Here is a 23690-nt window from a genome sequence, read left to right as displayed (position 1 = left end):
GGGCTGTCTCTGGCCGTCCGATGGATGGGTGAGTTTCGGCAAGAACAGGGAATTTACAGCGAACTGGTCGAAAAACAGGGGCTCCTAGAGGCCGCGTCGATCATGTTGATCAGAAAAATATCATAATAACAGTCACATATGCGCTGATTTTCCGGGTTCCCTGTTTTTCTGCGGAACAGGGTGCGAAATGCACAGAACAGGGACTGTTATTGTGAATTAACAGGGCTCTGGTTTGTCAGAACAGGGGATTTACACGTCGCGCCGTGGACGCCCGAAACGCTCGATCTGAGCCTGCCAGGCGATCGGAAACCCGTCGGCGAGCAGCCGTGACAGGCTCAGGCCTGGCGGTTGCCGTCCTGATAGAATGGCGACCTGCAGTTCAGGGGCGAGAAACGCCAACCTGATGAGCCGCCGGCGGTGCGGCGAGATCGGGCTCTCGTGCAGGATGGGGCGGCCGGATGCATCACGCTCGAGCATCGCGTGGGCCGCTCGGAGGGCCCTGATGAGGGTTGTGTCCGGTTGCGGTCCTTCTGCCGGACCTGGCTTCACCTCGGTCGCGCCGCCACGCCGCGGGAACGCAACCGGTACTCTTAAACTAACTCCTTGGGCATCGGGGTGACCCTCCACGAAGCCTTCATCGTCGCGGAGACTTGCACGCGTGGCAAGATGCAGGGCCTTCGGAAGAGTGAGCAAGACGTGGCCCATTTGCACATCGACCCGCCGCAAATGCTCGAGGGGTGCTTTGGCATCGATCCCGTCGATGCGGCGCAAACGGTCGATCAGGGCCTGCTCAAGGAAGTCGGCGGGCACGCGACGCAGAACGTCATCACCACGGCGTTTGCCGCCTTGCTGCAGGGAGGTGGAGACATAGTACCGGTAGCGCTTGCCGCGCGCGCCGATTGCGAAGGTCGGCGACATCCGTTCTCCAGTGGCATCGAAGATACGGCCGGTGAGCTGGCTTCGGGACCTTGCACCAGAGTGTCTGTTGTTTCCGCGGCGCGTGCTGGCGGTCAGCTGCTCTTGCACGGCATCGAAAAGGGTCCGATCGACGATCGGCGCGTGCAGGCCTTCGTGCAGGACGCCCTTGTGCCGGATGAGACCGAGATAGACGGGATTGCGAAGCAGATGAAACAGCGCCCCGCGACTGAAGGGCCTGCCGGCAATCCGGGCGCCATCCTTGTCTCGCCGGATCTTCGAACGTACCCCCGTGGCCTCGAGCGCCCGGGCGAGGTCATGAACGGAGCCAAGGTCGAGATAGCGCCGGAAGATGCTGCGCACTGTCTCGGCCTCCCCCTCGTTGACGACAAGCCTCCGAGTACCATCGCGCGGCCGGTCGTAGCCGAGGGGCAGGTTGCCGCCCATCCACATGCCGCGGGCCTTGGAGGCCGCGATCTTGTCGCGGATGCGTTCGCCTGTGACTTCTCGTTCGAACTGGGCGAAGGACAGGAGCACGTTGAGGCTGAGCCGACCCATTGAGGACGTGGTGTTGAAGGCCTGCGTGACCGACACGAAGCTGACCTTGTGGCGGTCGAAGATCTCGACCATGCGGGCGAAGTCGGGCAGGGACCGTGTCAGCCGGTCGATCTTGTAGACAACGATGACATCGACACGGTCGCGGGACACGTCGTCCAGCAGGCGTTGCAGGCCAGCACGGTCCATCGTGCCGCCCGAGATACCACCATCGTCATACCGCTCGCTCATCGCCTGCCAACCTTCGCCCACCTGGCTTTGGACGAAGGCCTCGCAGGCCTCACGCTGTGCATCGAGGCTGTTGAAGTCCTGTTCGAGCCCTTCCTCGCTGCTTTTGCGCGTATAGATGGCGCAGCGGATGCGGGGGCGGGTCATGTCTGGGTCTTCCGGAGGCCAAAGAAGCGGGGCCCGTTCCATCGCGCGCCGGCGATGACGGTCGCCGCAGCGGAGAGGCTGGCATAGAGGTGCCCGTCGTGGCGGAATCCGTCGCGCTCGACGATGACCTCGACCCGGCGGCCCTGCCATTCGCGCGAGAGCACGGTGCCGACGCCGAGATCGAGTCCCGCGGGTTGCACTGGCCCCTTGCTGGCAAGCTTGCGCCTTGTCTCGCGGTCGAGGCCACCAAGACGGTCGGCTTGGAGTCGCCATGCCAGCATCAGGCGGAGGAGTTCGACTGAGCGCAGTCTGGGCCGCGGGCCGTAGGCTGCGCGCCAGACCTCGCGAAGCTCGTCCAGCGTGAGCGGGTCGAGTACCACCACGTCTGAATGGCCGGGAATGGGGCGGCTCATTCCTGCCCCGCGATCCTGTAGCGGTGGATGTGGTTCATCTTCTCCGGGGTTATCCAGTAACCCCTTCACGTTAGCGTGCCGGCGGGGGCACCGCGGACGGAGTGGGGCTGCCAGCCCGTCGCCTTGGTGAGAAGCTCGATGTGAGTGGCGATCTTGCTTGGCGGTGCCGCCGGTGTCTCTCCGGTGGGCGCCTTCTTGCTCGTGGTCATTGGGGTCTCCGTGGTTCCCGCGGCGATCCATTCGCCGCTACCGCGAAGCGCCCGGGTCGACCGGGCGTAAGAACAGAAACGCTCCGAAGGCGCAGGAAGTCCAGTCTTGGCGAAGGGGTCTTGAAACCATCCGCTGGCCACCACATATTGTGCGGCAATTGTTTGCATTGTCTATGGGTGGCCATCATGGAGGCAGCAGATCGAATCCCGCGCACGCTGTCGGTGGTCTATCGGCCAACGGCGGATCTGAAGCCGGATCCCCGGAATGCGCGCACGCATTCGAAGGCGCAGATCGGGCAGCTGACGTCGGCGATCGAAGCCTTCGGCTTTACCAATCCGATCCTGACCGACGAAGAGGCGTGCTGATCGCAGGGCATGGTCGTCTCCGCGCCGCGAAAGAGCTCAAGCTGGCAGAGGTTCCGACAATCACGCTGGCCGGTCTCTCGGAGACCCAGAAGCGCACACTACGGATCGCCGACAACAAGATCGCGCTGAACGCCGGGTGGGACTTTGACCTGCTGAAGATGGAGCTCGGTGAGTTGTCCGATCTCGATGTGGATCTCGATCTCACCCTGACCGGCTTCTCGACGGGTGAGCTTGATGTGCTGCTTGGGAACACTCCCGATCCGGAGGACGATGCGATCCCGGCGACACCGAAGGCGCCGCGTACGAAGCCTGGGGACATCTGGGCGCTTGGACCGCATCGAGTTGGATGCGGCGACAGCCGCGATCCTGCATTCCTGCGCGCGGTCGTGGGCGAATGCCAGATCGACGCGGCTTTCCTCGACCCTCCATATAACGTGCGCATCAACGGCCATGCCAATGCTCGCGGTCGGCACCGAGAATTTGCCATGGCGTCCGGTGAGATGACGGAAGAAGCCTTCCGGAACTTCTTGCGCGAAACGCTGGGAGCAGCTGCAGCGGTCTCGCGTGAAGGAGCAGTGCACTTCGTCTGCATGGACTGGCGGCATATGGATGACGTCTCGGTGGTCGGCGCGGAGGTTTACGGTGAGCGCCTGAACCTCTGCGTCTGGAACAAGTCCAATGCGGGCATGGGCTCGCTTTACCGCTCGAAACACGAGCTGGTCTTCGTCTATCGCGTGGGATCGGCCCCGCATGCCAACATGGTTGAGCTTGGCCGACATGGCCGCAATCGCACGAATGTCTGGGACTATGCCTCGGTCAACTCGCTGAAGGGAAGCCGTCGGGCCGACCTCGACCTGCATCCGACGGTGAAGCCAGTCGGGCTGGTGGCGGACGCGATCTGCGACGTCACGCGGCGTGGGGATCTCGTGCTCGATACATTCCTCGGGTCGGGTACGACCTTGATTGCCGCAGAGCGCACCGAGCGGCGGTTCCGCGGCATCGACCTGGACCCAGCCTACGTCGATGTGGCGCTGGAGCGTTGGTCGGCGATGACGGGCAAGGCGCCAGAACGCGTCCAGACCGGAGGTGCGGTACGCTGACCAGGAAGCCCGAACCTCCCGAGCACAGCCGCTTCAAAAAGGGTCAGAGCGGCAATCCGAAGGGTCGCCCCAGAAAGTCTTTGACCACTGGATCGGCCTCGACGTTTGACGTGATCGTGGACAAGACGCTGACGATCACGCAGAACGGCGTGCCTCGGGAGGTGAGTGTCGAAGAGGCCCTGCAGCATCGCACCTACCGGGACGCGATCGCGGGCAATCGCTCGGCGCGTCGGGAGGTTCTGAAGATGATCGCGAAGCGCGAGCAGGCGTTGGCCAAGCTCGCGCCGCCACCCGCGTACACGGTCACCACGGCTCAGGAGGAGGATCCGGACAACGCCAATGCCGCGCTCCTGATCCTCGGAATCGCCTGCCGGGATCCAACGAACTACGGGCCCAATGATAAATACGAACGGTTGCTGCTGGAGCCCTGGGCGGTTCAGGCGGCGTTGAGCCGGCGGCGTGGCGGCTCGAAGCTGGACAAGAAGGACATCGAGGACATCCGGCGTTGTACGCGGGATCCTGACGGCCTGCGTTAGCCACGGGGCACGGACGGATGAGCGAACAGCAAGACCATGACGTGGGCTATGGTCGACCGCCCAAATCGACGCGGTTCAAGAAGGGGCAGAGTGGCAATCCGCACGGCCGTCCCAAGGGGCGCAAGACCGAGATCCCCTACGATGCCGTGCTCGGGCAGACAGTCACCATCCGCGAGGACGGCGCGGAGAAGACCATGACCGCCGCCGAGGCCTTCCTGCTCAGTCTTGCGAAACAGGGCCTCGAGGGCGACACCGCGGCCGCGCGGCAAACCCTTGCGACTATCGAAGACGCGCGCGCGAAGCGGCTCCTGAAGAACGACACCACGGAAATCCGCCTTGTCTACAAGTTCGCCAGCCCGGGAAGTGTGACCTCAGCTCTCGAACCGCTGCGGATGGCGCGAAAGCTGGACCGATACGGGCCGACGGCGCGCATGGCTCTCGAGCCATGGATTGTCGAGGCAGCGCTCGCGCGCCTAGGGGAGCGGCAGCTGTCGCCAGAAGAACAACGGACCGTCGTTGAAGCGACCCGGACGCCAAGAAAGGTGAAATGGCCGGAGTGGTGGACGGAACTGCCGGAATAGACATCCGGCTGAAAAGGTCTTCGATACTCCAGCATTACTTCGCGTGCGGCAGGGCACTCGTGCCAGGATGACTTGCATGATCGCAATCAGCAGAAATGTTTTGATTTGAACTTCGTGGTGCAATACGCTTTTCATCATTATTTTGACGATTGCGGGTCCATTTCATGCCAACGACCATTTTTGCTGATGCGTTTAGACATCCCCTTGGAAACGGGCTGACCACTCCACTGAACGACGGTGATGGTTTCTATGTCGCCTTTGGCTTCAACGAACCGAATCCAGAACTTGCCGGATCCTTTCACCTAGGCGCTGACTGGAACGGCGAGGGTGGCGGCGACACCGATCTCGGTGACCCGGTCTTCTCAGTAGCAAACGGGACGGTTGTGTCAGTGGTTGCGGACCAGGGCAGTGCGACGACTGGCTTCGGCAACTACATTGTTCTGCGTCATGACTTCGAAGAGCCGCGGCTGATCGGCGGCCAGTCCGTTTCACACGTGTACTCGCTTTACGCACATCTCGATACAGTTGCTAGTATGACGATTGGTCAGGAGATCAGCATAGGGCAACAGATCGGTACACTTGGGTCGTCTGGATATTCTGAGGCCGCGCATCTTCATCTCGAAATCACCCTTGGTAACACGCTTCCGACCTCAGATGATGGGTATAATCCAGCCGGTGCGCCGTCTGATTGGGTAGATCCGGTTGCGTTCGTCGAGAACTTCGAAAGCTACGCACCGGCTGTGGCCTCCAAATTTGTGCTCCAAGGCTTTCAATACACCTTTGACCCGGCGCTTGGGATCACATCATTCAGCGGTCCAGCCAACCTTGAGCTAGGCTTTGGCACAACTGATCCGGTTGTGAGCTATTCGATCACCGGTTTTGAACTGTCTGGACTACCCGTCGTTGAGTTCGGCGGTGACCCGCTCGTTTCAGGTGTTGTCAATGGAGGCTTGTCGATTGAGGATGCGAGCATCGGGGTTGGTCGCATCCTCAGTGGAGGAGCGACCTACGATTTTCTGAATGTCTTCTTCTCCGCGACCGGACAACAGTACATTTTCCCGTTTACGCATCATGGCCTCCCGGAAAAAATGGGTGCAGCGGAGGCCGAAGCGTTTTTTGATGGCATAACTTATCTTGGTCAGATTCCAGATGGCGAGTGGTTCGCTCCGAACCAAGTTATACAATTGCCAGTCTTTTCTGACGGCCTGCTCCAAGAGATTGATTTCGGGGTCGATTTCGGCGCTCCGCAGCACGAAGTCGAACTGACCGATGATCTCGTTCGTTTGGGCGTTGTATTTTCGAGCGATTTGCCGGGGGGTGTTATATGGTTTGGTGCTGACCCGACTATCGGAAGCTATTCGCATGTATTTGGAAATGGATGGAGTGAAACAGGGTCTGCGTTGGACGATAGCATCCGAATAGACTTTGTAAATCCCATCGATACTTCACCTGTTTTTGCGACAGAGTTCTCGGTTCGCGCATTTGATGATGGTGGAGATGGCGATGTCTTCACACTGACGGCCTACGATGGCAACGACAACGTGTTGGACAGTGTTTCTGTCGGACCAGACGCTTTCAGTAGTCCCGGCCAGACTCTATCAGTCTATGGTGACAACATCAGTTATGTGACGCTGCTTGCCACAGGCAGTCTGTTCTTTGACGATATGTCCTACAGGCTTCGTCAAGATCGCATCGATAACAACGAGCCTACACCGCCAACTGAGGGTTATGCCTTTCTTCAATCAGACCTATTTGTGAACGAAGGAACCAGGCTTCAGTTTGAATTGGCGCGCGCTGACTCAGGCACTTCTGAAACCCTGTACTTCTCAACCCTATCTGCGACGGCGTCCTTTGATGAGGGCGACTACGGCCTTCCCGGCGGTGCACAGCCAGTGAACATCCCCGTCACTTTTGCCGCCGGGCAATCGACGGCCACGGTGACGCTCGACATTCTCCAGGATGGTGTGGTCGACGGCGGTGAACGCTTCCGTGCGATCCTGCAGGCCGACCCGAATGATCCGGTGACGACTTATCTTGCTCGGAGCGAATACCTCACGATCTCGGAGTTTCCGATCACCACCACGGACACGGTGCGTGAAGGGACGGATACAACCGCGTCACTAAGCGCCGCGGCCTGGATATCCGGACGGATCGACCCTGAGCCGATCCAAGGTGATGGCGTTGCGTCGGATGGCGTGGCCGGTTTCATCGACCGGGATTGGTACGAGGTTGCCCTAGCCGGAGGCGGGGTTTTCAGGTTCGAGGCACAGAACCTCAGCCTCTCCACCGGTATTGTTGCCATGCGCCTCTATGATGCATTCGGCAATTCGGTCGCTGGCACTTTCGTGGAGGGAGCTGCGCCCAGCTTCGACTTCGATACCGCAGGATTGTTCGGAGGGACGGCCAACTATTATCTCGCCATCAGCGCCGGAGATGCCAACAATGACGATTTCCGCCTCGCAACTGGTAACTACGCAGTCCGCTACACGCCGCTGATCGCCGAGGCAGGACCGACCGATACAGTGCTGGAAGGCACCGATACCAAAAGTACTCTCTTCGAGGGCCAATGGCGGAGCGGCAAGATCGATGCCGAGCCACAGGCCGGTGACGGAGTTGAGAGCGATGGCCTTGGTGGCTTTGTCGACAAGGATTGGTACGCGGTGTCGCTCACCGAGGGGCGTGTCTACACGTTCGAGGCCGAGAGTATGGACCTTTCCACAGGGCAGGTCACGATCACGCTGTTCGACGCGTCTGGCCAGCCTGTGCCCGGGATGTCCGTGACGGGCGCAACCCCTCAGATGCAATTCGATACAGCCGCACTCCCAGCGGGAGGCGGTCAATTCTTCCTCGCCGTTGAGGCCGGTGACAGCGGTGATGGTGCGCGCCTTGGTGCGACGGGCGACTTTCGCGTGCGGGTGTCGGATTTCGGCCCGAGCGCAGAGGCGGAAGGGACCCCGAGCGGCAACTTCACCGATGACATCATCGTGAAGCTGGCAAAACTCGCAGACGCAGCCTATTTCGAGTCAACGGCGCCTGCCGAGGCACTGGGGTTCAAACCCATTGATCCCGGGATCTCCGGGCTAGAGAATTCTTTCGTGAACGTCGACGTGGCAGAAGGTCTGCTCGAGAACAATCTGCATTTCTATGAAGCTGACGTGGACGGAGAGAGATCGCTCTTTTTCGCGTTCAGTGGGACCCAAGATTTCAAATGGGACATCGCGCTGCAGGCTGGTAGCTGGGACACGCTCTACGAGGCCCAAGCCGGAATTATCGATGCAGTCCTGACATGGGCGAATGGTGCCACTCTGCGGGGTGAAGACGCGTTTCAGAATGTCTTCCTCACGGGACACAGCCTTGGAGGTATTCTTGTCGAGGAGTACTTTGCTTCCTCGCAGTTTTCATCGTCTCCATTGGCGCAGGGCGCCTATGGCGTGACATTCGGCTCGCCGGGATCTCCTCGCAACGCTATCGACGACTCCCGGTTGATCAATTTCGTCAATATTGCCGATCCGGTGGCAGCACTTCACTCTGATGATCTTTTCGGGTTTGTATTCGACGAGAACGAAACAGTGGATGCTGCAAAGCTAAAGACTGAGGTTCTGCTAGCCGGCATTGACGACCCTTTTTCGACTGTTTCAAGCCTCGCAAATCAACTTATCGGTCAGCCGCTTTCTCGCGAAGGGAATACAGTTGTTATGGCTGACACAGAGAACACTGTGTTTGGCCTTGATCCAATTGGAGCCACGCATGGCAGACCTGTCTATAACTCTAACATTCAAAAGCTCACCGATTTCTACCGTTTCGAACCGCGTTCCGCAGCTGACGAGCTTGCTTTCTGGCAAGGGCAAGAGGGCACTTACGCACTAGAAACTTGGGATACGCTTGAGTTCGCTTTTATCGTCGCACAAACGTTTACGACAGAGTTCATCGATACATTTTCCCCTCTGTTTAGCGTACCCCGTGTGGTTGTTGGGCTCTCAGAAGCAACCTTTGGCGCCGTTGAAACCATCACAAGCTCTGCGATCAGCTTCGGTAGCAATCTACTGGACGAAGTCACCACCACGGCCTCCGAGATCTGGGACCGCGTGGAGGGTACGGCTGAGGCGCTCAATGAATTCTCGGTAACTGGCTCAGAGAACATCCAGGTTTTGTTTTCCGATCTCGGTGAGGGTGTGCAAGACATCTTGTTCCGCGATGGATCAGCGATCATCGATCTGGATGTTAACGGTGATGGTGTCATTGACTATTCGACTCGGATCGAAGGCGAATACGATCTCAATGCCTTCCTTTGGCATGCTGGCCCAGGCGGTACGGTTGTTCTTCATGCGCCGAACGCGCAGCTTGCAGTAACCGAAGCGGCCGATCAGGTGGTCGGCGACGACAACGCAAACACAATCAACGCCCTCGGGGGCGACGATCTTGTATTTGGAAGGGAAGGGTTGGATGTCATTGATGGCGGCCCTGGACTAGACGCGATCTACGGCATGGGCGGCTCCGACGTTCTCCTTGGCGGTTTGGGCAACGACACTTTGGACGGTGGGTCTGGCGACGACGGTCTGAACGGCCAGAGTGGCAACGATGTTCTTCGTGGAGGTCTGGACAATGACAACCTTGCTGGGAGTTCGGGGGATGACGAGCTTTACGGTGAGGATGGCGACGACTTCCTGACGGGGGGTCTTGGGGCGGACCTGGTCGATGGCGGTCCGGGTCGGGACCAGGCGTCGTACAAGTTCTCGTCTGAGGGTGTGGCGATTGATCTTGCGGCCGGGACGGCAAGTGGCGGGACGGCTGCCGGGGATGTGCTTTTGGGCATCGAGGATCTTCTGGGTTCGGCGCATGGCGATGTGCTGACGGGGGATGGCTTCGAGAACCGGTTCTACGGGCAGGGCGGCAATGACCACCTGATCGGCGGCTTGGGTCCGGACCGTCTGTTTGGTGAGGATGGGGATGACACGCTGGAGGGGGGCGAGGATGACGACCGGCTCGACGGCGGCGCGGGGGCGGACGAGATCGACGGGGGGCTTGGCACGGACCAGCTGACCTACCGGAACTCGGCGCTTGGGGTTGTTGTGAACCTCGCGACGGGTCTGGGCTCTGCGGGCGATGCGGCGGGAGACGTGCTGACCGGCATCGAGGACATCGTGGGCTCGTCACAGGGCGACGAGATCATCGGCGATGGCGGAGACAACCGGTTTTACACGCTGAGTGGCGCGGACATCGTGTCTGGCGGGGACGGTGTGGACCGGATCAAGAGCGGGGACGGGGACGACCAGCTCTTCGGGGACGGGGACGGCGACTGGTTTGACGGGGGTCCGGGCGGAGACAGCTTTGATGGCGGTGCGGGTCTCGACATGGTGTCCTACCAGGGCTCTGCCTCTGGGGTGACGGTGGATCTGCTGGCCAACACGGCCTCGGGCGGTGATGCGGCTGGTGACAGCTTCATATCGATCGAGAACGTTGCGGGCTCTGCGTTCGACGATGCGATCACGGGAGATGGCGCGGACAACCGGTTCTATGGATTGAACGGGAACGACACGCTTCATGGCGGCGAGGGTGTTGACCGGATCGGCGCTGGGGACGGTGACGACGAGATCTATGGCGAGGGTGGCAACGACTGGCTGGAGGGTGGCCCGGGGGCGGACCTTTTGGACGGCGGGGACGGCATCGACATGGCGGTCTACGAGGGCTCTTCGGCGGCGGTGCAGATCGACCTTCAGGCCGGGACGGCCACGGGCGGGGAGGCGGCGGGTGACACGCTGATCTCGATTGAGAACCTTGCGGGGTCTGGCTTCGGGGATGTGCTGACGGGCAACGGGGTTGCGAACCGCCTGATCGGGGGCGGTGGCAATGACACGATCTCTGGCGGGGACGGGGACGACAAGATCTTTGGTGGGTCTGGGGACAATGACCTCTCAGGCGGCGCGGGTGCGGATTACTTTGTGGGCGGGTCAGGCGCGAACAGCTTTGACGGCGGCGCGGACGAGGACGTTGTGAGCTATGGCTTCAGCGGCGTGGGCGTCGAGGTTGATCTCGGGACCGGCACGGGCGCGGCCGGGGCTGCCGGGGACAGCTTCGTGTTCATCGAGAACGTGCAGGGGACGGCCTTCGATGACGTGCTGACGGGGGACGGTGCGGACAACCGGCTTTTTGGGGAGGGCGGCAACGACACGCTGTCTGGCGGGGCAGGGATCGACCGTCTTTACGGCGGCGCCGGCGCGGACGAGATCAACGGGGGTGCGGACAACGACTGGTTCCTCGGTGGCACGGGCGCGGACCGCTTCGTGTTCGATCCGAACTGGGGCCGGGACATCATCGCGGACTTCGAGGATGGGATTGACGTGATGGATCTGGGATCGACGGGCCTGAGCTTCGGCGACCTGACGATCACGCCCGACGGCAGCCGCACCTTCGTCAGCGACGCAAACGGCAACTCCATCCGCCTCGAGGGCATCCTCGCAACAGATCTCACAGATGCCGACTTCAGCTTCGTATAGACTTTTCAACCCAGCACGTGGTTTGTTACGCGTGTGACTCAAGGTCCGATGAGAAAGAGTAGATACGTTCGGGGGACAATTTGAACGCATCTGGAAGCGTGGCACTGGTTATTGATCCCCGGTTTCCTGGTGGAACATCATCCGCGGTCGCCAGGGAGCTGCATGCCATATCTACCCAAGTGCGACCTCAGATTTGTGCGATCGAATCTCGCATGTTCAAGGGTCGTGGTGTGGCCCGGGCGGTCGCAGACGCCTGCCACGCTCTGGAGCTTCCCATGGATTGGGATCCTTTGAGCGTGTCGGCAGACCTCGTTGTACTGCACAATCCTTCTTTCTTGAAGTTCAATGCTTCGCTCGACACAAGGATCATCGCGCGCCATCTCGTTGTTGTTGCCCATGAAAATTTCCTGCGCCCGGGGGGGCACGAAGCTTTTGACGTCTTGGGATGCTTGGGTCGAATAGATCAGGCATCAGTCGCTTTGAGGAAGTCCATTGCGCCGGTATCGGAACATAACCGCAAGATTGTCGAAGAATGGTTGGCCAACGATCGCCTCTTTAGACATTGGGACGTTCTCGATGAAAACTGGTTCAATATCTGCGATTTTGATCTGAAAGCTCCGACTCGGAAACCGGCAGATCGCAGAGGCAGGTTGTCGCGACCCGGATTCGAGAAGTTTCCAAAAACGGAAGACCTCGACCTTTGCTTTTCAGAGGTAGCGGAAAAAAATGTGATCCTCGGAGCCGACACGCTCATATATCATGGCATCCGGCGACCCCATTGGACCCTGTTGAAATTTGCTGAGATCGCTCCCGAGCAATTCTTTGGAATGATCGATTTCATGGTGTATTTTACGGCACCCACGTGGCGTGAAAGTTTTGGCAGGGTCATTGCCGAGGCCATCGCGGCTGGCAAGGTTGTGATATGTGACCGTGCAACAGGGTCTTCCTTCCCAGGAGCTGTTCTCACGGCAAGCCCAAAACAGGTGGATCAACTCATCTTCGAGATGATTAATAACCCGGAAAAGTACGTCAAACAGGTAAAACGCGCCCAAGGTGTTCTCGCCAACTTTTCGAGCCGACGCTTCATCGACTTGTTTTCCAGTACGCTACAAGGTGCGAAAAAGCCATGAAAATGAAAATCGAGTGTGCCGGAAAAGCCGAGGCAACATTGGATGCCCGTGTCCTGTTTGCGCGACAATTGGCTTCCCACGGATATGAAGTTCTCATCGACGAAGCGGATTTGCCTGATCAAATGACCAGAAATCAAAAGTATGAGGCGCTCGCGTTCGTCCGAGACTGTCGGGATACCAAGTTTGACAGAGTCATCGTCTTGGGCGCAGAGAACACTGATGGTGCTACGCAGACTCGCCTGAGAGACGTTAAACTCGACGCATCCGGCGAAATTGTAGCTATTGGGCGTTTCCCCTCGACCCAGGAAAGAATATCCGCCAAGTCGAAGATCGCCTACGCGTCGGGCTATGAACCGAACGTCATTGATCTGAAAGATCTTTTCCCGAACGCAATAAATCAGTCGGGAACTGTGCCCGCTGCGGTTCCGGATACTTTCAATCTTGCTCCCCCTGTTTCAGAGCAAAAGCATTTGTGCTTCTTGGAGGAAGGTTTTTTTGATGAAGACTCTGCCATGGAAAGCCTGTTTCTCACGGCTACGGCATCACGTCAGCCATTTGCGGTTGTAACTTCCGGAAAGGCCAAGGAACGACTTAGATTGCTGCGGTACTCCGAGATCGAAGCTTACTCCTACTCGGAAGTTACGCCAGAGGCGCTTACGAACATGTGTTGCATGGCAAGTTTTTTCGGGAAAAGTGTGCCTGGTGATAGGATGGCAGTTTTCTTAGTGAACCTTGTCGGTAGGGGCGGCGTGATCTTGGATGGCACGGAGTCAGGCCAGATCACTACTGCTGGAGCTCCTGCGATTCGAGTTCCTGCTGAATTCCGGGCTCTGCTTCCTTATTTGAATAAGGTTGTCGACAGTCAGATGAACCTAATTTCAAAAAAGATTCGGGAGAACGACTGGCTCGCGTCCAATTCGATCAAGAAGCTCGAAGATGCGCTCGACATCGGGCGACCAACCAATAAAACAAAGAAGAGTCCAACGAAACGCCGCGTGCTTTTCATGCCGACAAATGGAGTGGGGCTTGGGCACGCGCAACGTAGCGCCTTGGTTGCTGGAGAGCTATCATCCTCGAATGAGGTTGCGTTTGCTGCGTTTCCCAGTTGCGTTCCTATGCTCCAAAATAAGGGCTTCGACACGTTACCACTCGTCCAAAAAAGTGACGCACACGCAGACTCTTTTGCAAATGACCTGGTGAATTTTCGACGGCTTGTTAACCATACTCATCGTGGCGATGTGCTGGTTTTTGATGGTGTTTACGTTTTCGACTCTATCGTTCGCGCAACCTTAGAAAACGAATTAAGGTCGGTTTGGATCCGACGTGGCCTATGGCAAGTGGGGCAATCGAACGCAACGGCGCTCGAAAGGCGCAAGGTTTTTTCGCGGATTATCGTGCCAACCGAGGCATTCGATGAGCTCAACGAAATCGACTTTCAAACAGGACCACTTCACCCCGTTGGTCCAATCGTGCAGACAGTTTCGATGAACTCCAAAGCGCGTGAGGAACTGCGAAAGGCTCTGTCGGAAGAGTTGGAGATAGAGTTTTCTCGTTTGGTTGTCACAATGCTAGGCGGCGGTGTCGCAGCCGACCGATCGGCTCAACTACAAGCCATTTGCCAAACATTCGAAAGACGGGATGATGTCCTGAACCTCGTGGTAGTATGGCCACACGCAACTTTGTCGCCCAGCCTTCATGGCTGGAGAAATAGTATCCCGGTGCGGACTTTGCACGCCTTGCACTTTTGCAAAGCGGCAGATTTTGTGATCTCCGCAGCTGGCTACAATTCGTTTCATGAAGTGATTTACAATCAGATACCTGCAATTTTTGTGCCTCAGATGGCTCCCTTTATGGATGACCAGGAGCGGCGCGCGCGGTCTGCTGTGGAGCGGGAAATTGGAGCGGCAACGAGCGCGGAAGATATATGGTCGCTGTTGAGACACGTTTCTCGATTTCTGGAAAGCGGTGAGGTTGATCGAATTTCGGCGCGACTCCATGAGCTTCAACTACCTCAGCTTGGTCAAACCGCGGCTGCGAGAATCGTTGGAGAGGTGGTTCATCAATGAGGTCCGAATGGCTTCGCGTTATATCACGTATTACGTCAAGACGCTGTAAGGATATCGATTTCCTACTCAAGTTGTCTCCACCGAATCAGTGTGGTCGTGACCTCGCATTGTGGGAAAGGGAGTTTCCCGAGAGCGGCAGAGCAATTTCCGGGAAATTTTGGAACACTGATGCACCTGCGTCGACCCATATTGGTGTCCGTGTACTCGATGGCGATTTCAATGTGGCGGACGTTGCTTTGCAACTTGGGGCTGTGGCAATTGAGCGAGGCGTGGTGCCCGTAATTTTTTCGTACGTGCCGTGGAGTGGTTTCGAACAGTATGGGTTTCGCGTTGAGAAGATCCACACGCCAGCTCAATTGGCGTCAAAAGATTTCGAAGCGGAACTGTGCGCGTTTTGGAACATCTCGTTCGTTATCGACGTTTCAGACGTCAGGACACTCGTCTGAACTCGCAGACAAAGCAAGAATTGACGTTTGAGCAGGGTTGTCGCGGTGGAAATATCTCAGCGAGAGATCTTGTAGAAACATCCAGACATCTTCCATTGATGCACAAATGATCCCAGAGTGTAACCTGTGTTCCTCGCATCGTTAGGGGGGAGGCTATCGCTACGATAGATCTTCCCAATTGATGGGCTGGGTTCATCGTCTCGGTTGACGTTATCTAGCAGAGATGATGTACTACTGTAGGCGAAGGTTAGTAACAGGGTACAAGTATGGCAAATCAACGACTTCTCGCTGCATTGACGGCGCTTCTTCTCGTTGCGGGAACTCCGTCTGCGCAGGCCGCATACACTCTTACAAACCTTTTAGAACTTGAACGCTTCGTGTTGGCCGAAGATTGGGAAGCTTTAATGCGTTACATAGAGCGGAACCCGGCATTGCTGGAGGGAGCCGATCCTTTGGCGGTTGAATTGAGAACGTTCTTGGAAAGTATTGAGGGAGACTTCCTTGGTGCATTGGGCGCGAATTTCGATGCGCCGTCAGTTGAACTGGTGCAGGCTCTCCAGGATTCGTACTGATAAGGCGTGATGCATTGGCTTTGTCCAATGAAATACGTCGTGACTTAGTTTGTGAGTTCTGACTTCGCTAGAAGGTCTTTGAATTGAAAACTGCTGATGAACGCAGAGCAATCAAAAATGCGATGCCGCGCATTCACTTGCATTCCGTTCACACGAGAAATTGCCGGCTTCTCCCCGACCGATATCACCTATTGGATGCTATGCCAAAGGCAGCAACCGTCGCCGAGATCGGTGTGGCGTTCGGCGATTATTCTCAGGAAATTCTTGAACGTTGCGCTCCAAAGAAATTGTTTCTCGTCGATGCGTGGGCATCAGATAGGTACAGTGATGGGCTATCTGCCATTCAAAACAAGTTCGCGTCCCAGATAGAACGGTCCATTGTTGAGGTCCGCCAAGGACTTTCGACTGAAGTATTGAAGAAATTTGCGCCGAATTCAATAGATTGGGCATACATAGATACTAACCACTCTTATCAAACAACAATTGAAGAGCTAAGGCTTTGCGCATCTTGCCTTGTCTCAGATGGAAGAATCGCTGGTCATGATTTTTGCACCGGAAATGTTGTATCAGCAATTCCGTACGGCGTCGTAGAATCCGTGATGCAGTTTTGTTTGGAGGATAGTTGGGAGTTTGAGTATCTTACGTTGGACCCTAGTGCTCATTTTTCATTTTGTATAAAGCCGATTTCAGAAAACTAGTGCTGCAAAAAAAATTGGTTCCCATTGCGTAACTGTAACTTGCGGTATCGGAATGCTGTCAGGTCTTCTTCAAGAATTTAAAGGCCTTCGCGGATCCGGGTTGGTCGTCGCCAAACACGTCGTCCCAGGCGCTAGTGTCGAGTTCGAGTCCTTCTTTTTCCATTATCCCGAGATATTCTTGGAAAGGCCTGGCGACATAGTGCTTTGACGAGCGCCTTTGCGCCGGAAATTCATCCGCAATAATCAGATATCCGCCTTGTATCACACTTTTGGCGGCCTTCCCAAAGAACGCTTTCCAAAGACTGTCGTCGACGAAGTGCACAAGTATATAAAGTGCACAGACGAGGTTAAAGGTACCGGTCGGGTTCCACTCATTTAGATCTTTCTGAATAAACCGTCCCTTCGGGTGTTTCCGTTTGGCTTGCTGAAGTGCGTGAACGGACACGTCTAGACCTGTATACTTCATACTTTGGTCGATAAAACTTCCGGCAATGCGGCCGTATCCACATCCAAGATCCAAAACACTTGAAAGATTTTTCGAATAGTGTTGAGCAATCCTCTGGCATAGTGACTGCACGATGATGTCGCCTTGCTCGTTTTCCGCTCTGGTCTTTCCCATGTTCCCGATTGATCTTGGATCACCAATGTATTGGCGATGTCTGTCGATCCAATAACCAGACTGGTCAAACTCCTTTTTTTCTTGCGACATGGTGCCTCACGTGCTCGTGTTTGAACTTATTTCGTGCAGAGTACCCCAAGCGTGTCGCGTTTTGTAGTGTAGATATTTTTTTGGTCTGGAGGCTCCATTGCAAAGTACGGAAATCACGCCGAAGCTGAAGGCTCGAGTGCGGGTTCTGCTCCTGAACACTCTTTTTTTCTCGGTCTTCACCAATCTGCTGATGCTGACCGGCCCGCTCTTCATGCTGCAGATCTACGACCGGGTTCTCGCCTCGCGGTCCGAGGAGACGCTGGTCGCGCTTTTCGCTCTCGTGGGGGCGCTGTATTTCTTCTACTGGCTGATCGAATACGCCCGTGGACGCGTCATATCACGCGTCGGCGCGCGGCTTCAGGACGCGCTGAATGCGCCGACCTTCCGCGCCGTGATCGACCGCGCGGCGCGGCGTCAGCCGTTTTCGCATGGCTCGCTGCAGGACATCGACGCGGTGCGCAGCCTGTTCGCATCACCGGTCATCCTGGCGCTTTTCGATGCGCCCTGGACGCCGCTGTTCCTTGCCGCGATCTTCATCTTCCACCCGATGCTCGGCTGGCTCGCTGTGGCGGGCGGCGGTATCCTGATCTGCACCGCCATCCTCAACCAGCTGCTGACCTGGCGGAAGACGGGAAAGGCCGCCGAACAGTCGCAGATCGCGGGCCGTTTCGCCCGGCAGGCAGAGCTTTCGGGCGAATACGTCGTCGCGCAGGGCATGCGCGGAGCGATGATGGAACGCTGGATCCGCATGCAGGACGAGGCGGTCGACCTGTCGATGCGGGCCAATGACTGGACCGGGTCCTTCACGGCCTTCACGCGGGCCTTCAGGCTGTTCCTGCAGTCGGCGATGCTCGCGGTCGGTGCGTGGTTCGTGCTGCGGGGGGAGATGACGGCAGGCGCCATGATCGCGGCGAGCATCCTGCTGGGCCGCGCGCTGGCGCCGGTCGAGACGGGCGTCTCGCAATGGGGTGTGGTGCAACGGGCGCGCGGCAGCTGGAAGGGGCTGAAGTCGCTTCTCACGCAGGAAGGCGTGCGCGAACCAGACACCGTTCTTCCCGCGCCCGAGGCCCATCTCGACGTGCGCTCGGTGACAATGGTGCTGAAACCCGGCGCGAAGCCTGTCTTGTCGCAGGTCAGCTTCGACGTGAAACCCGGCCAGGCCATCGGCATCATCGGCCGGAGCGGGTCGGGCAAGACGACGCTCGCGCGGATCATCACCGGCCTCATCGCGCCTTCGGCCGGCGAGGTGAGACTGGGCGGCGCGAAGCTCGAACAATACGGGGCCGACCGTCTCGGTCAATATGTCGGCTACCTTCCGCAGGACGTGCAGTTCTTCGACGGCACCGTGGCCGAGAACATCGCCCGCATGGCAACGGCACCGGATGACATGAAGGTCGTCGAGGCCGCCAAGAAGGCGGGCGTGCACGACATCGTCCTCTCCCTGCCCGATGGCTACGACACGCAGGTGAACGGCGCTGCCATATCGCTTTCGGGCGGGCAGAAACAGCGCCTCGCGCTCGCAAGGGCGCTCTACGACGATCCCGTCATCCTCGTGCTGGACGAGCCGAACTCCGCGCTCGACGCCGAAGGCTCGGAGGCGCTCAACGCCGCTGTCACCGCGATGAAGGCCGAGGGACGGGCGGTCCTGATCATGACGCACAGGCCTACGGCCATATCGACCTGCGACAACCTGCTGGTGCTCGACGGCGGATCGGTCGCCGCCTTCGGTCCCCGCGATGAGATCATAAAGAAGCTCATGAAGAATGCCGGTGAGGTTCAGCGCGTCATCAAGGAAGGTCAACAATGAGCGGATCCACCCGTCACTGGAGCGCGCGCTTCCCGCTATTTGTCGGATTCGCGGCCATCTTCCTGATGCTGAGCGGCCTCGGCGCCTGGAGCGTCGGCACCCAGATCGCGGGCGCGATTGTGGCGCCCGGTGTCGTCGAGGTCCAGAGCGAGCGGCAGGTCATCCAGCACCCCGACGGCGGCGTCGTGGGCGAGATCCTTGCGCGGGACGGCGACCGGGTCGCGGCCGGCGACGTGCTCGTCCGCCTCGACGGGACGTTCCTGCGCTCCGAACTGGCCATCGTGGAGAGCCAGCTGGCTGAGATTTTCGCGCGCAACGCCCGCCTTTCGGCGGAACGCGACGGGGCGGAAGCGCTGGACTTCGGTGAAGCGCCCGAGTTCGAAATCGTCGACGAGGCGACGATCGTCGAACTGATCGACGGCCAGCGGAGGCTGTTCGAAGCGCGCCGGGCCTCGCTTGCGCAGGAACAGCGGCAACTGGCGGAACAACAAAGCCAGATCGAACGCCAGATAGAGGGGATGGAGGCGCAGATCGCGGCGCTCCGCCGGCAGCTCGAGCTGATCTCCGGCGAGGTCGTTGATGTCCAGTCGCTCTTCGAGCGCGGACTGGTTCAGGGCCCGCGCCTGTCCGAACTTTTGCGCGAGGAGGCGCGGCTTCAGGGCGAGATCGGCAACCTCACCGCGCTAGTGGCCGAGGCCGAGACGCGGATTTCGGGGCTGGTCATCGAAAGCCTCCGCCTCGCGGACCAGCGCCGCGAAGAGGCGATCACCCGGCTCCGCGACCTCGGCTTCAGCCGGATCGAGTTGCAGGAACGGCGCATCAGCCTCCGCGAGCGCATCGCGCGGCTCGATGTGCGCGCGCCTGTCCCCGGCGTTGTCTTCGCCTCCAGCGTCTTCGCGGAGCAGTCCGTGGTGCAGGCGGCCCAGCCGATGATGTACATCGTGCCCGGCGACCAGCCGCTGCAGGTAGCCGCGCGGATCGATCCGATCGACATCGACCAGGTCTATCCGGGGCAGGACGTGGCGTTGATGTTCACGACCTTCAACCGCAGGACCACGCCGGAGGTCCCCGGCACGGTGCTGCGTGTTTCGGCCGACGCAGAGACGGACGAAGCGCGCGGCGTCACCTACTACCAGGCAATCATCGTGCCTGACGAGGACACCATCGCCGCGACGCCCGACCTCGCGCTTTTGCCGGGAATGCCGGTCGAGACCTTCCTCAAGACCGAAGACCGCGCGCCCTTGTCCTACCTCACGCATCCGCTGACCGTGTATTTCCAGCGCGCCTTCAGGGAAGAATGATCCTCGTGGCATCGGGCGTCGAAAACCGGACGGTTTGACTTTCCCAACGGAGATTGGTTCGAATTGGTCTGCCAGCACCGCCACCCATCTGGAAAGAGCATTTGGCATGGGGGTTATAGTGCTGTTGCGCGCTATGGCATGGATCTGTGATGAACCTGCGCCCTCTTCGCATCTTCTGAACGTTGCCGACGAGTTGAGCTTTCCGCGTGCGGCGGCGCTGACGGGTATCGGCCAGCCTGCCGTTTCCCTTCAGATGGCAGCGCTCGAACCGGTGCCGCTCCTCCCCAAAAGACCCTTTGAACTGACCCTTTGCGATGTGGAAAAACGGGGCAATCGGCCGGTGCGTTCTTTGACATCGCGAATACTCTTTGGGATCAGTGAGTTCCAGCCAGTCTGTTCCCCGCACCCGCGGGATGAACCGACCGCAGGCCGGATCCCATTCTGATGCGAAAGACGTGGCGGCGTATTGTCGACGGCATCCCCACCGGGCGCCGGGTCAGGCAGACACCGGCCATTTCTCCTCGCGATAGGCGCTGTCCCAGAACATCCATTCATATTGCGCCGAGCGTTTGAAGGCGTTCAGCATGGCGACACGGCGGGCTTCGGTTGACCGTTCCGCAGCCTCGTTGGCGATGGCGATCACGGCATTGACGGACTGGCCGAAGGACGGATCGCTATAGGTGTCGATCCAGGCCCGATAGGGGTTGTCGGGCACAGTGTCGGCGGCGATATGATTGCCTACGTCCCAATAGATCCAGAAGCAGGGCAGAACCGCGGCCACGAGTTCCTCGTAGCTGGCCTGATGGGCCACGGTCAGAAGGAAATTCGTGTATCCGTAACAGGTTGGCGAAGGTGCGAATTGTGCGGCTTCGACCGGGGCAATGCCGAATTTTTCGAAAAAGCCTTCGTGGAGCGCTCTTTCAACGATCAGCGCCCCTTGGGCGGAGCGCGCGAATTGCTCCATCGCGCGGGTGTCGGGGGCCTTGGCCGAGGCGATGGCCAGCGCGCGGGAGTATTGTTCCAGATAGAGCGCATCCTGGATCATGTAGAACTGGAACCGTTGACGGGACAGGCGCCCGGCGGCCAGCTCGCGGTTGAACGGCAACTCCAGGATGCGGTCGCGAAGCGCCGTCGTGTCCTGCCGCGCCCGGTCGCTGAATGTTGTCATGCTGAGATCTCCTTGGTTTTTGCGGGCGCCCAGAGCGCGTGAAAGTGGTGGACCGGCCCATGCCCTTGCCCGACATCGAGCGCGTCGCTCTCCTGCAGGGCACGGGTCAGATAGCTCTTGGCATCGGCGACCGCCTCGGCCATCGATGACCGCTGTGGCCTGAGCGCCGCGATTGCCGCCGAGAGCGTGCAGCCGGTGCCGTGGCTGTTGCGGGTCCGGATCCGCATGGCCGGAAGGCTTGTCAGGCTGTCGCCGTCGAACAGGATGTCCGGGCTGGTTCCGCCTGTCAGATGGCCGCCCTTGAGCAACACGCCGCGCGGGCCCAGCTCGTAAAGCGCGCGCGCCGCGTCCTCCATCGCATCGGGACTGTCGGGCGGCGCGCAGTCGAGCAGGACACCTGCCTCCGGCAGGTTCGGGGTAATCAGGGTCGCCAGCGGCAGAAGCACGGTGCGCAGCACGTCGATTGCCTCTGCGGCAAGCAGCCGGTCGCCGCTCTTGGCGACCATCACCGGATCGAGAATGACCACATCCGCATTGTGATGAAGGAGCCTTTCGGCCACGACGGTGGCAACCTCGGCGGTGTCGATCATGCCGATCTTCACCGCATCGACCCGCACATCGGCAAAGAGCGTGTCGATCTGCGCCGCAACGAAATCGGGTGGCAGATGCAGAATGCGCGCCACGCCCTGCGTGTTCTGCGCGACCAGTGCTGTCACCACCGACATGCCATAGGCGCCGAGCGCCGAGAAGGTCTTGAGATCGGCCTGAATACCGGCGCCGCCGCTCGGATCCGTGCCGGCGATGGTCAGGACATTGGGGATCATTGATGGGCCTCCTTGAGTGCCAATGCGATGGAATGCGCCGCTTTTCCCGGATCGCGGGTGCCGCAGATGGCGGATACGACCGCCATTCCTGCGGCACCCGCGGCGGTGATACCGGCGGCGTGCCGGCCGTTCAGACCGCCGATGGCGACGGTCGGAACCGGTGCGGCGGCAACCAGCCGTGCCAGGCCGTCGAAGCCGATGGGCGGCTTGTGATCCGGCTTGGTTGCGGTGGCGAAGACGGGCCCCGCGCCCACATAGGTCACAAGGGCGGGGTCGGCGGCGCGGGCGGCGTCGACGGTTTCGACCGACAGGCCCAGGATCAGGTCGGGGCCGATCCGGGCGCGGGCGTCGGCCACCGGCATGTCGTCCTGCCCCACATGGAGCCCGTCCGCATCGCAGGCGCGCGCGGCCTCGATATCGTCATTGACGATCAGCGCCGCGCCGGTGCCCGCAAGCGCGGACTTCAGGGCCCGGCCAAGGGCGGTGCGCTCCGCCGTCGATGCCGTCTTGTGGCGCAACTGAACCATCGTTGCACCGCCGGCGACGGCGGCTTGCGCCGTTTCCACCATCCCGCGCGGGCCGCAAAGCGTCGGGTCCAGCACGAGATAGAGCGACAGGTCGAACCGGGTCATGCGGGCGTCACCCGGGTGCGCCCGTGGAAGGCCGCCGCGTCCAGCGCTGCCAGCGCATCAAGAAACCGCCAGCCGAAGGATCCCGGCCCTTCGGCCTTTTCTGCGGCGATCTCTCCCGCGGTGGCAAAACTGGCCAGGGCGCCAACGGTCGCATCGAACGGGTCGGGCACGGCGGCGGCGAAGGCCCCGACGAGACAGCTCAGGGCACAGCCAAGTGCGGTCACCCGCGGCATCAATGTCGATCCGCCGGTGATCCTCACGGCGCGGGAGCCATCGGTTACGAAGTCCACGGCACCGGTCACCGCGACCACGCAGTGGCGTTCGACCGCAAGCCTCCGGGCACCGCTTTCCGCGGCGGCCACGCTGTCGGTCGTGTCGGCGCCGCGCCCGGCGCCGCTGTCGCCCGCTACTGCAAGGATCTCCGAGGCGTTGCCGCGCAGGATCGTCGGCGAAAGATCCATCAACCGCATGGCCGCGTCCCGCCGGTACGCGCTGGCCTGAAGCGCCACGGGGTCGAGAACCCAGGGGCGTCCTGCCCTCTGCGCCCCGTCGATCGCGGCGACCATGCCCTCCACCCATGACGGCGAGAGCGTTCCGATATTGATCGTGAGCGCATCTGCCATCGCCGCGAACTCGCCGGCTTCCTCGGCCGCATGCAGCATCGCCGGCGACGCGCCCGCCGCAAGCAGCGTGTTGGCGGCGACATTCATCGCCACGTAATTTGTGATGCAGTGGACGAGTGGCGTGGCCGCACGTGTCGCGGCGAAAGCGTCTGCGGGAGATGTGGTCACTA

At 59.6% G+C, this 23690-nt stretch carries 20 protein-coding genes; 12 read left to right on the top strand and 8 right to left on the bottom strand.

Annotation, left to right across the window (positions count from 1 at the left end):
• Positions 1 to 249: 249 nt before the first annotated feature.
• From D9R08_RS09570 to D9R08_RS19100, 3 genes are all read right to left on the bottom strand, one after another.
• On the bottom strand, positions 250 to 1845 hold the full coding sequence (locus D9R08_RS09570; RefSeq protein ID WP_121897825.1) for a recombinase family protein: 1596 nt from the start codon (positions 1843 to 1845) through the stop codon (positions 250 to 252).
• Positions 1842 to 2258: a DUF2924 domain-containing protein gene (locus D9R08_RS19105; RefSeq protein ID WP_158598968.1), complete on the bottom strand. Its 417-nt coding sequence runs from the start codon at positions 2256 to 2258 to the stop codon at positions 1842 to 1844. The genes D9R08_RS09570 and D9R08_RS19105 overlap by 4 nt, the downstream gene beginning before the upstream one ends.
• Before the next feature lie 65 nt (positions 2259 to 2323).
• Positions 2324 to 2467 carry a hypothetical protein gene (locus D9R08_RS19100; RefSeq protein ID WP_158598967.1) on the bottom strand — a complete coding sequence of 48 codons (144 nt, stop codon included), beginning with the start codon at positions 2465 to 2467 and terminating at the stop codon, positions 2324 to 2326.
• Positions 2468 to 2644: 177 nt separating this feature from the next.
• Here D9R08_RS19100 and D9R08_RS19395 point away from each other — a divergent pair, with 177 nt between their 5' ends.
• The 9 genes from D9R08_RS19395 (at position 2645) to D9R08_RS09525 (ending at position 16456) form a co-directional block, all read left to right on the top strand.
• The gene (locus D9R08_RS19395) at positions 2645 to 2833 is read left to right on the top strand and encodes a ParB N-terminal domain-containing protein (protein WP_233557401.1); all 189 of its coding nucleotides are present in this window, start codon (positions 2645 to 2647) and stop codon (positions 2831 to 2833) included.
• A complete protein-coding gene (locus D9R08_RS09560; RefSeq protein WP_233557399.1) occupies positions 2827 to 3933 on the top strand; it encodes a DNA modification methylase in 1107 nt (368 codons plus the stop codon). Before D9R08_RS19395 ends, D9R08_RS09560 begins: the two co-directional genes overlap by 7 nt.
• Complete coding sequence (locus tag D9R08_RS09555; protein WP_267898148.1) at positions 3873 to 4469, top strand: DUF5681 domain-containing protein; 597 nt, start codon at positions 3873 to 3875, stop codon at positions 4467 to 4469. Before D9R08_RS09560 ends, D9R08_RS09555 begins: the two co-directional genes overlap by 61 nt.
• Before the next feature lie 17 nt (positions 4470 to 4486).
• Positions 4487 to 5050, top strand: coding sequence for a DUF5681 domain-containing protein (locus tag D9R08_RS09550; protein ID WP_121897823.1), 564 nt, complete (start codon positions 4487 to 4489; stop codon positions 5048 to 5050).
• A gap of 164 nt (positions 5051 to 5214) precedes the next feature.
• The gene (locus tag D9R08_RS09545) at positions 5215 to 11544 is read left to right on the top strand and encodes a peptidoglycan DD-metalloendopeptidase family protein (protein ID WP_121897822.1); all 6330 of its coding nucleotides are present in this window, start codon (positions 5215 to 5217) and stop codon (positions 11542 to 11544) included.
• 98 nt (positions 11545 to 11642) lie between these two features.
• On the top strand, positions 11643 to 12674 hold the full coding sequence (locus tag D9R08_RS09540; protein ID WP_233557395.1) for a glycosyltransferase family protein: 1032 nt from the start codon (positions 11643 to 11645) through the stop codon (positions 12672 to 12674).
• Positions 12671 to 14740, top strand: a complete 2070-nt coding sequence (locus D9R08_RS09535; RefSeq protein WP_121897820.1) for a glycosyltransferase — start codon at positions 12671 to 12673, stop codon at positions 14738 to 14740. The genes D9R08_RS09540 and D9R08_RS09535 overlap by 4 nt, the downstream gene beginning before the upstream one ends.
• 712 nt (positions 14741 to 15452) lie before the next feature.
• Complete coding sequence (locus D9R08_RS18900; RefSeq protein WP_147450650.1) at positions 15453 to 15758, top strand: hypothetical protein; 306 nt, start codon at positions 15453 to 15455, stop codon at positions 15756 to 15758.
• An 83-nt stretch (positions 15759 to 15841) separates the two neighbouring features.
• Positions 15842 to 16456: a class I SAM-dependent methyltransferase gene (locus D9R08_RS09525; protein WP_121897818.1), complete on the top strand. Its 615-nt coding sequence runs from the start codon at positions 15842 to 15844 to the stop codon at positions 16454 to 16456.
• A gap of 58 nt (positions 16457 to 16514) precedes the next feature.
• Here D9R08_RS09525 and D9R08_RS09520 read toward each other — a convergent pair whose 3' ends face one another.
• Positions 16515 to 17165, bottom strand: coding sequence for a class I SAM-dependent methyltransferase (locus tag D9R08_RS09520; RefSeq protein WP_121897817.1), 651 nt, complete (start codon positions 17163 to 17165; stop codon positions 16515 to 16517).
• 136 nt (positions 17166 to 17301) lie between these two features.
• Here D9R08_RS09520 and D9R08_RS09515 point away from each other — a divergent pair, with 136 nt between their 5' ends.
• The 3 genes from D9R08_RS09515 (at position 17302) to D9R08_RS09505 (ending at position 20718) form a co-directional block, all read left to right on the top strand.
• Complete coding sequence (locus tag D9R08_RS09515) at positions 17302 to 18972, top strand: type I secretion system permease/ATPase (RefSeq protein WP_233557409.1); 1671 nt, start codon at positions 17302 to 17304, stop codon at positions 18970 to 18972.
• Entirely contained in the window at positions 18969 to 20273 is a 1305-nt protein-coding gene (locus D9R08_RS09510) for an HlyD family type I secretion periplasmic adaptor subunit (protein ID WP_121897816.1), read from the top strand. The genes D9R08_RS09515 and D9R08_RS09510 overlap by 4 nt, the downstream gene beginning before the upstream one ends.
• Positions 20274 to 20379: 106 nt before the next feature.
• Entirely contained in the window at positions 20380 to 20718 is a 339-nt protein-coding gene (locus tag D9R08_RS09505) for a helix-turn-helix domain-containing protein (RefSeq protein WP_147450649.1), read from the top strand.
• Positions 20719 to 20769: 51 nt separating this feature from the next.
• On the opposite strand, the gene tenA is transcribed toward D9R08_RS09505, so the two are convergent.
• From tenA to thiM, 4 genes are read right to left on the bottom strand one after another with little or no spacing between them, the layout of a single operon-like run.
• On the bottom strand, positions 20770 to 21441 hold the full coding sequence (tenA, locus tag D9R08_RS09500; RefSeq protein WP_121897814.1) for a thiaminase II: 672 nt from the start codon (positions 21439 to 21441) through the stop codon (positions 20770 to 20772).
• On the bottom strand, positions 21438 to 22265 hold the full coding sequence (gene thiD / locus D9R08_RS09495) for a bifunctional hydroxymethylpyrimidine kinase/phosphomethylpyrimidine kinase (RefSeq protein ID WP_121897813.1): 828 nt from the start codon (positions 22263 to 22265) through the stop codon (positions 21438 to 21440). Before thiD ends, tenA begins: the two co-directional genes overlap by 4 nt.
• Complete coding sequence (gene thiE, locus D9R08_RS09490; protein WP_121897812.1) at positions 22262 to 22897, bottom strand: thiamine phosphate synthase; 636 nt, start codon at positions 22895 to 22897, stop codon at positions 22262 to 22264. The genes thiD and thiE overlap by 4 nt, the downstream gene beginning before the upstream one ends.
• Positions 22894 to 23688 carry a hydroxyethylthiazole kinase gene (thiM, locus tag D9R08_RS09485; RefSeq protein ID WP_233557392.1) on the bottom strand — a complete coding sequence of 265 codons (795 nt, stop codon included), beginning with the start codon at positions 23686 to 23688 and terminating at the stop codon, positions 22894 to 22896. The genes thiE and thiM overlap by 4 nt, the downstream gene beginning before the upstream one ends.
• Positions 23689 to 23690 lie beyond the last annotated feature (2 nt).

The organism is Rhodophyticola porphyridii, from assembly GCF_003688285.1.
Taxonomy (GTDB): domain Bacteria; phylum Pseudomonadota; class Alphaproteobacteria; order Rhodobacterales; family Rhodobacteraceae; genus Rhodophyticola; species Rhodophyticola porphyridii.
The sequence above is the reverse complement of the archived record's forward strand: the minus strand, read 5'-3'. Positions and strand labels throughout refer to the sequence as shown.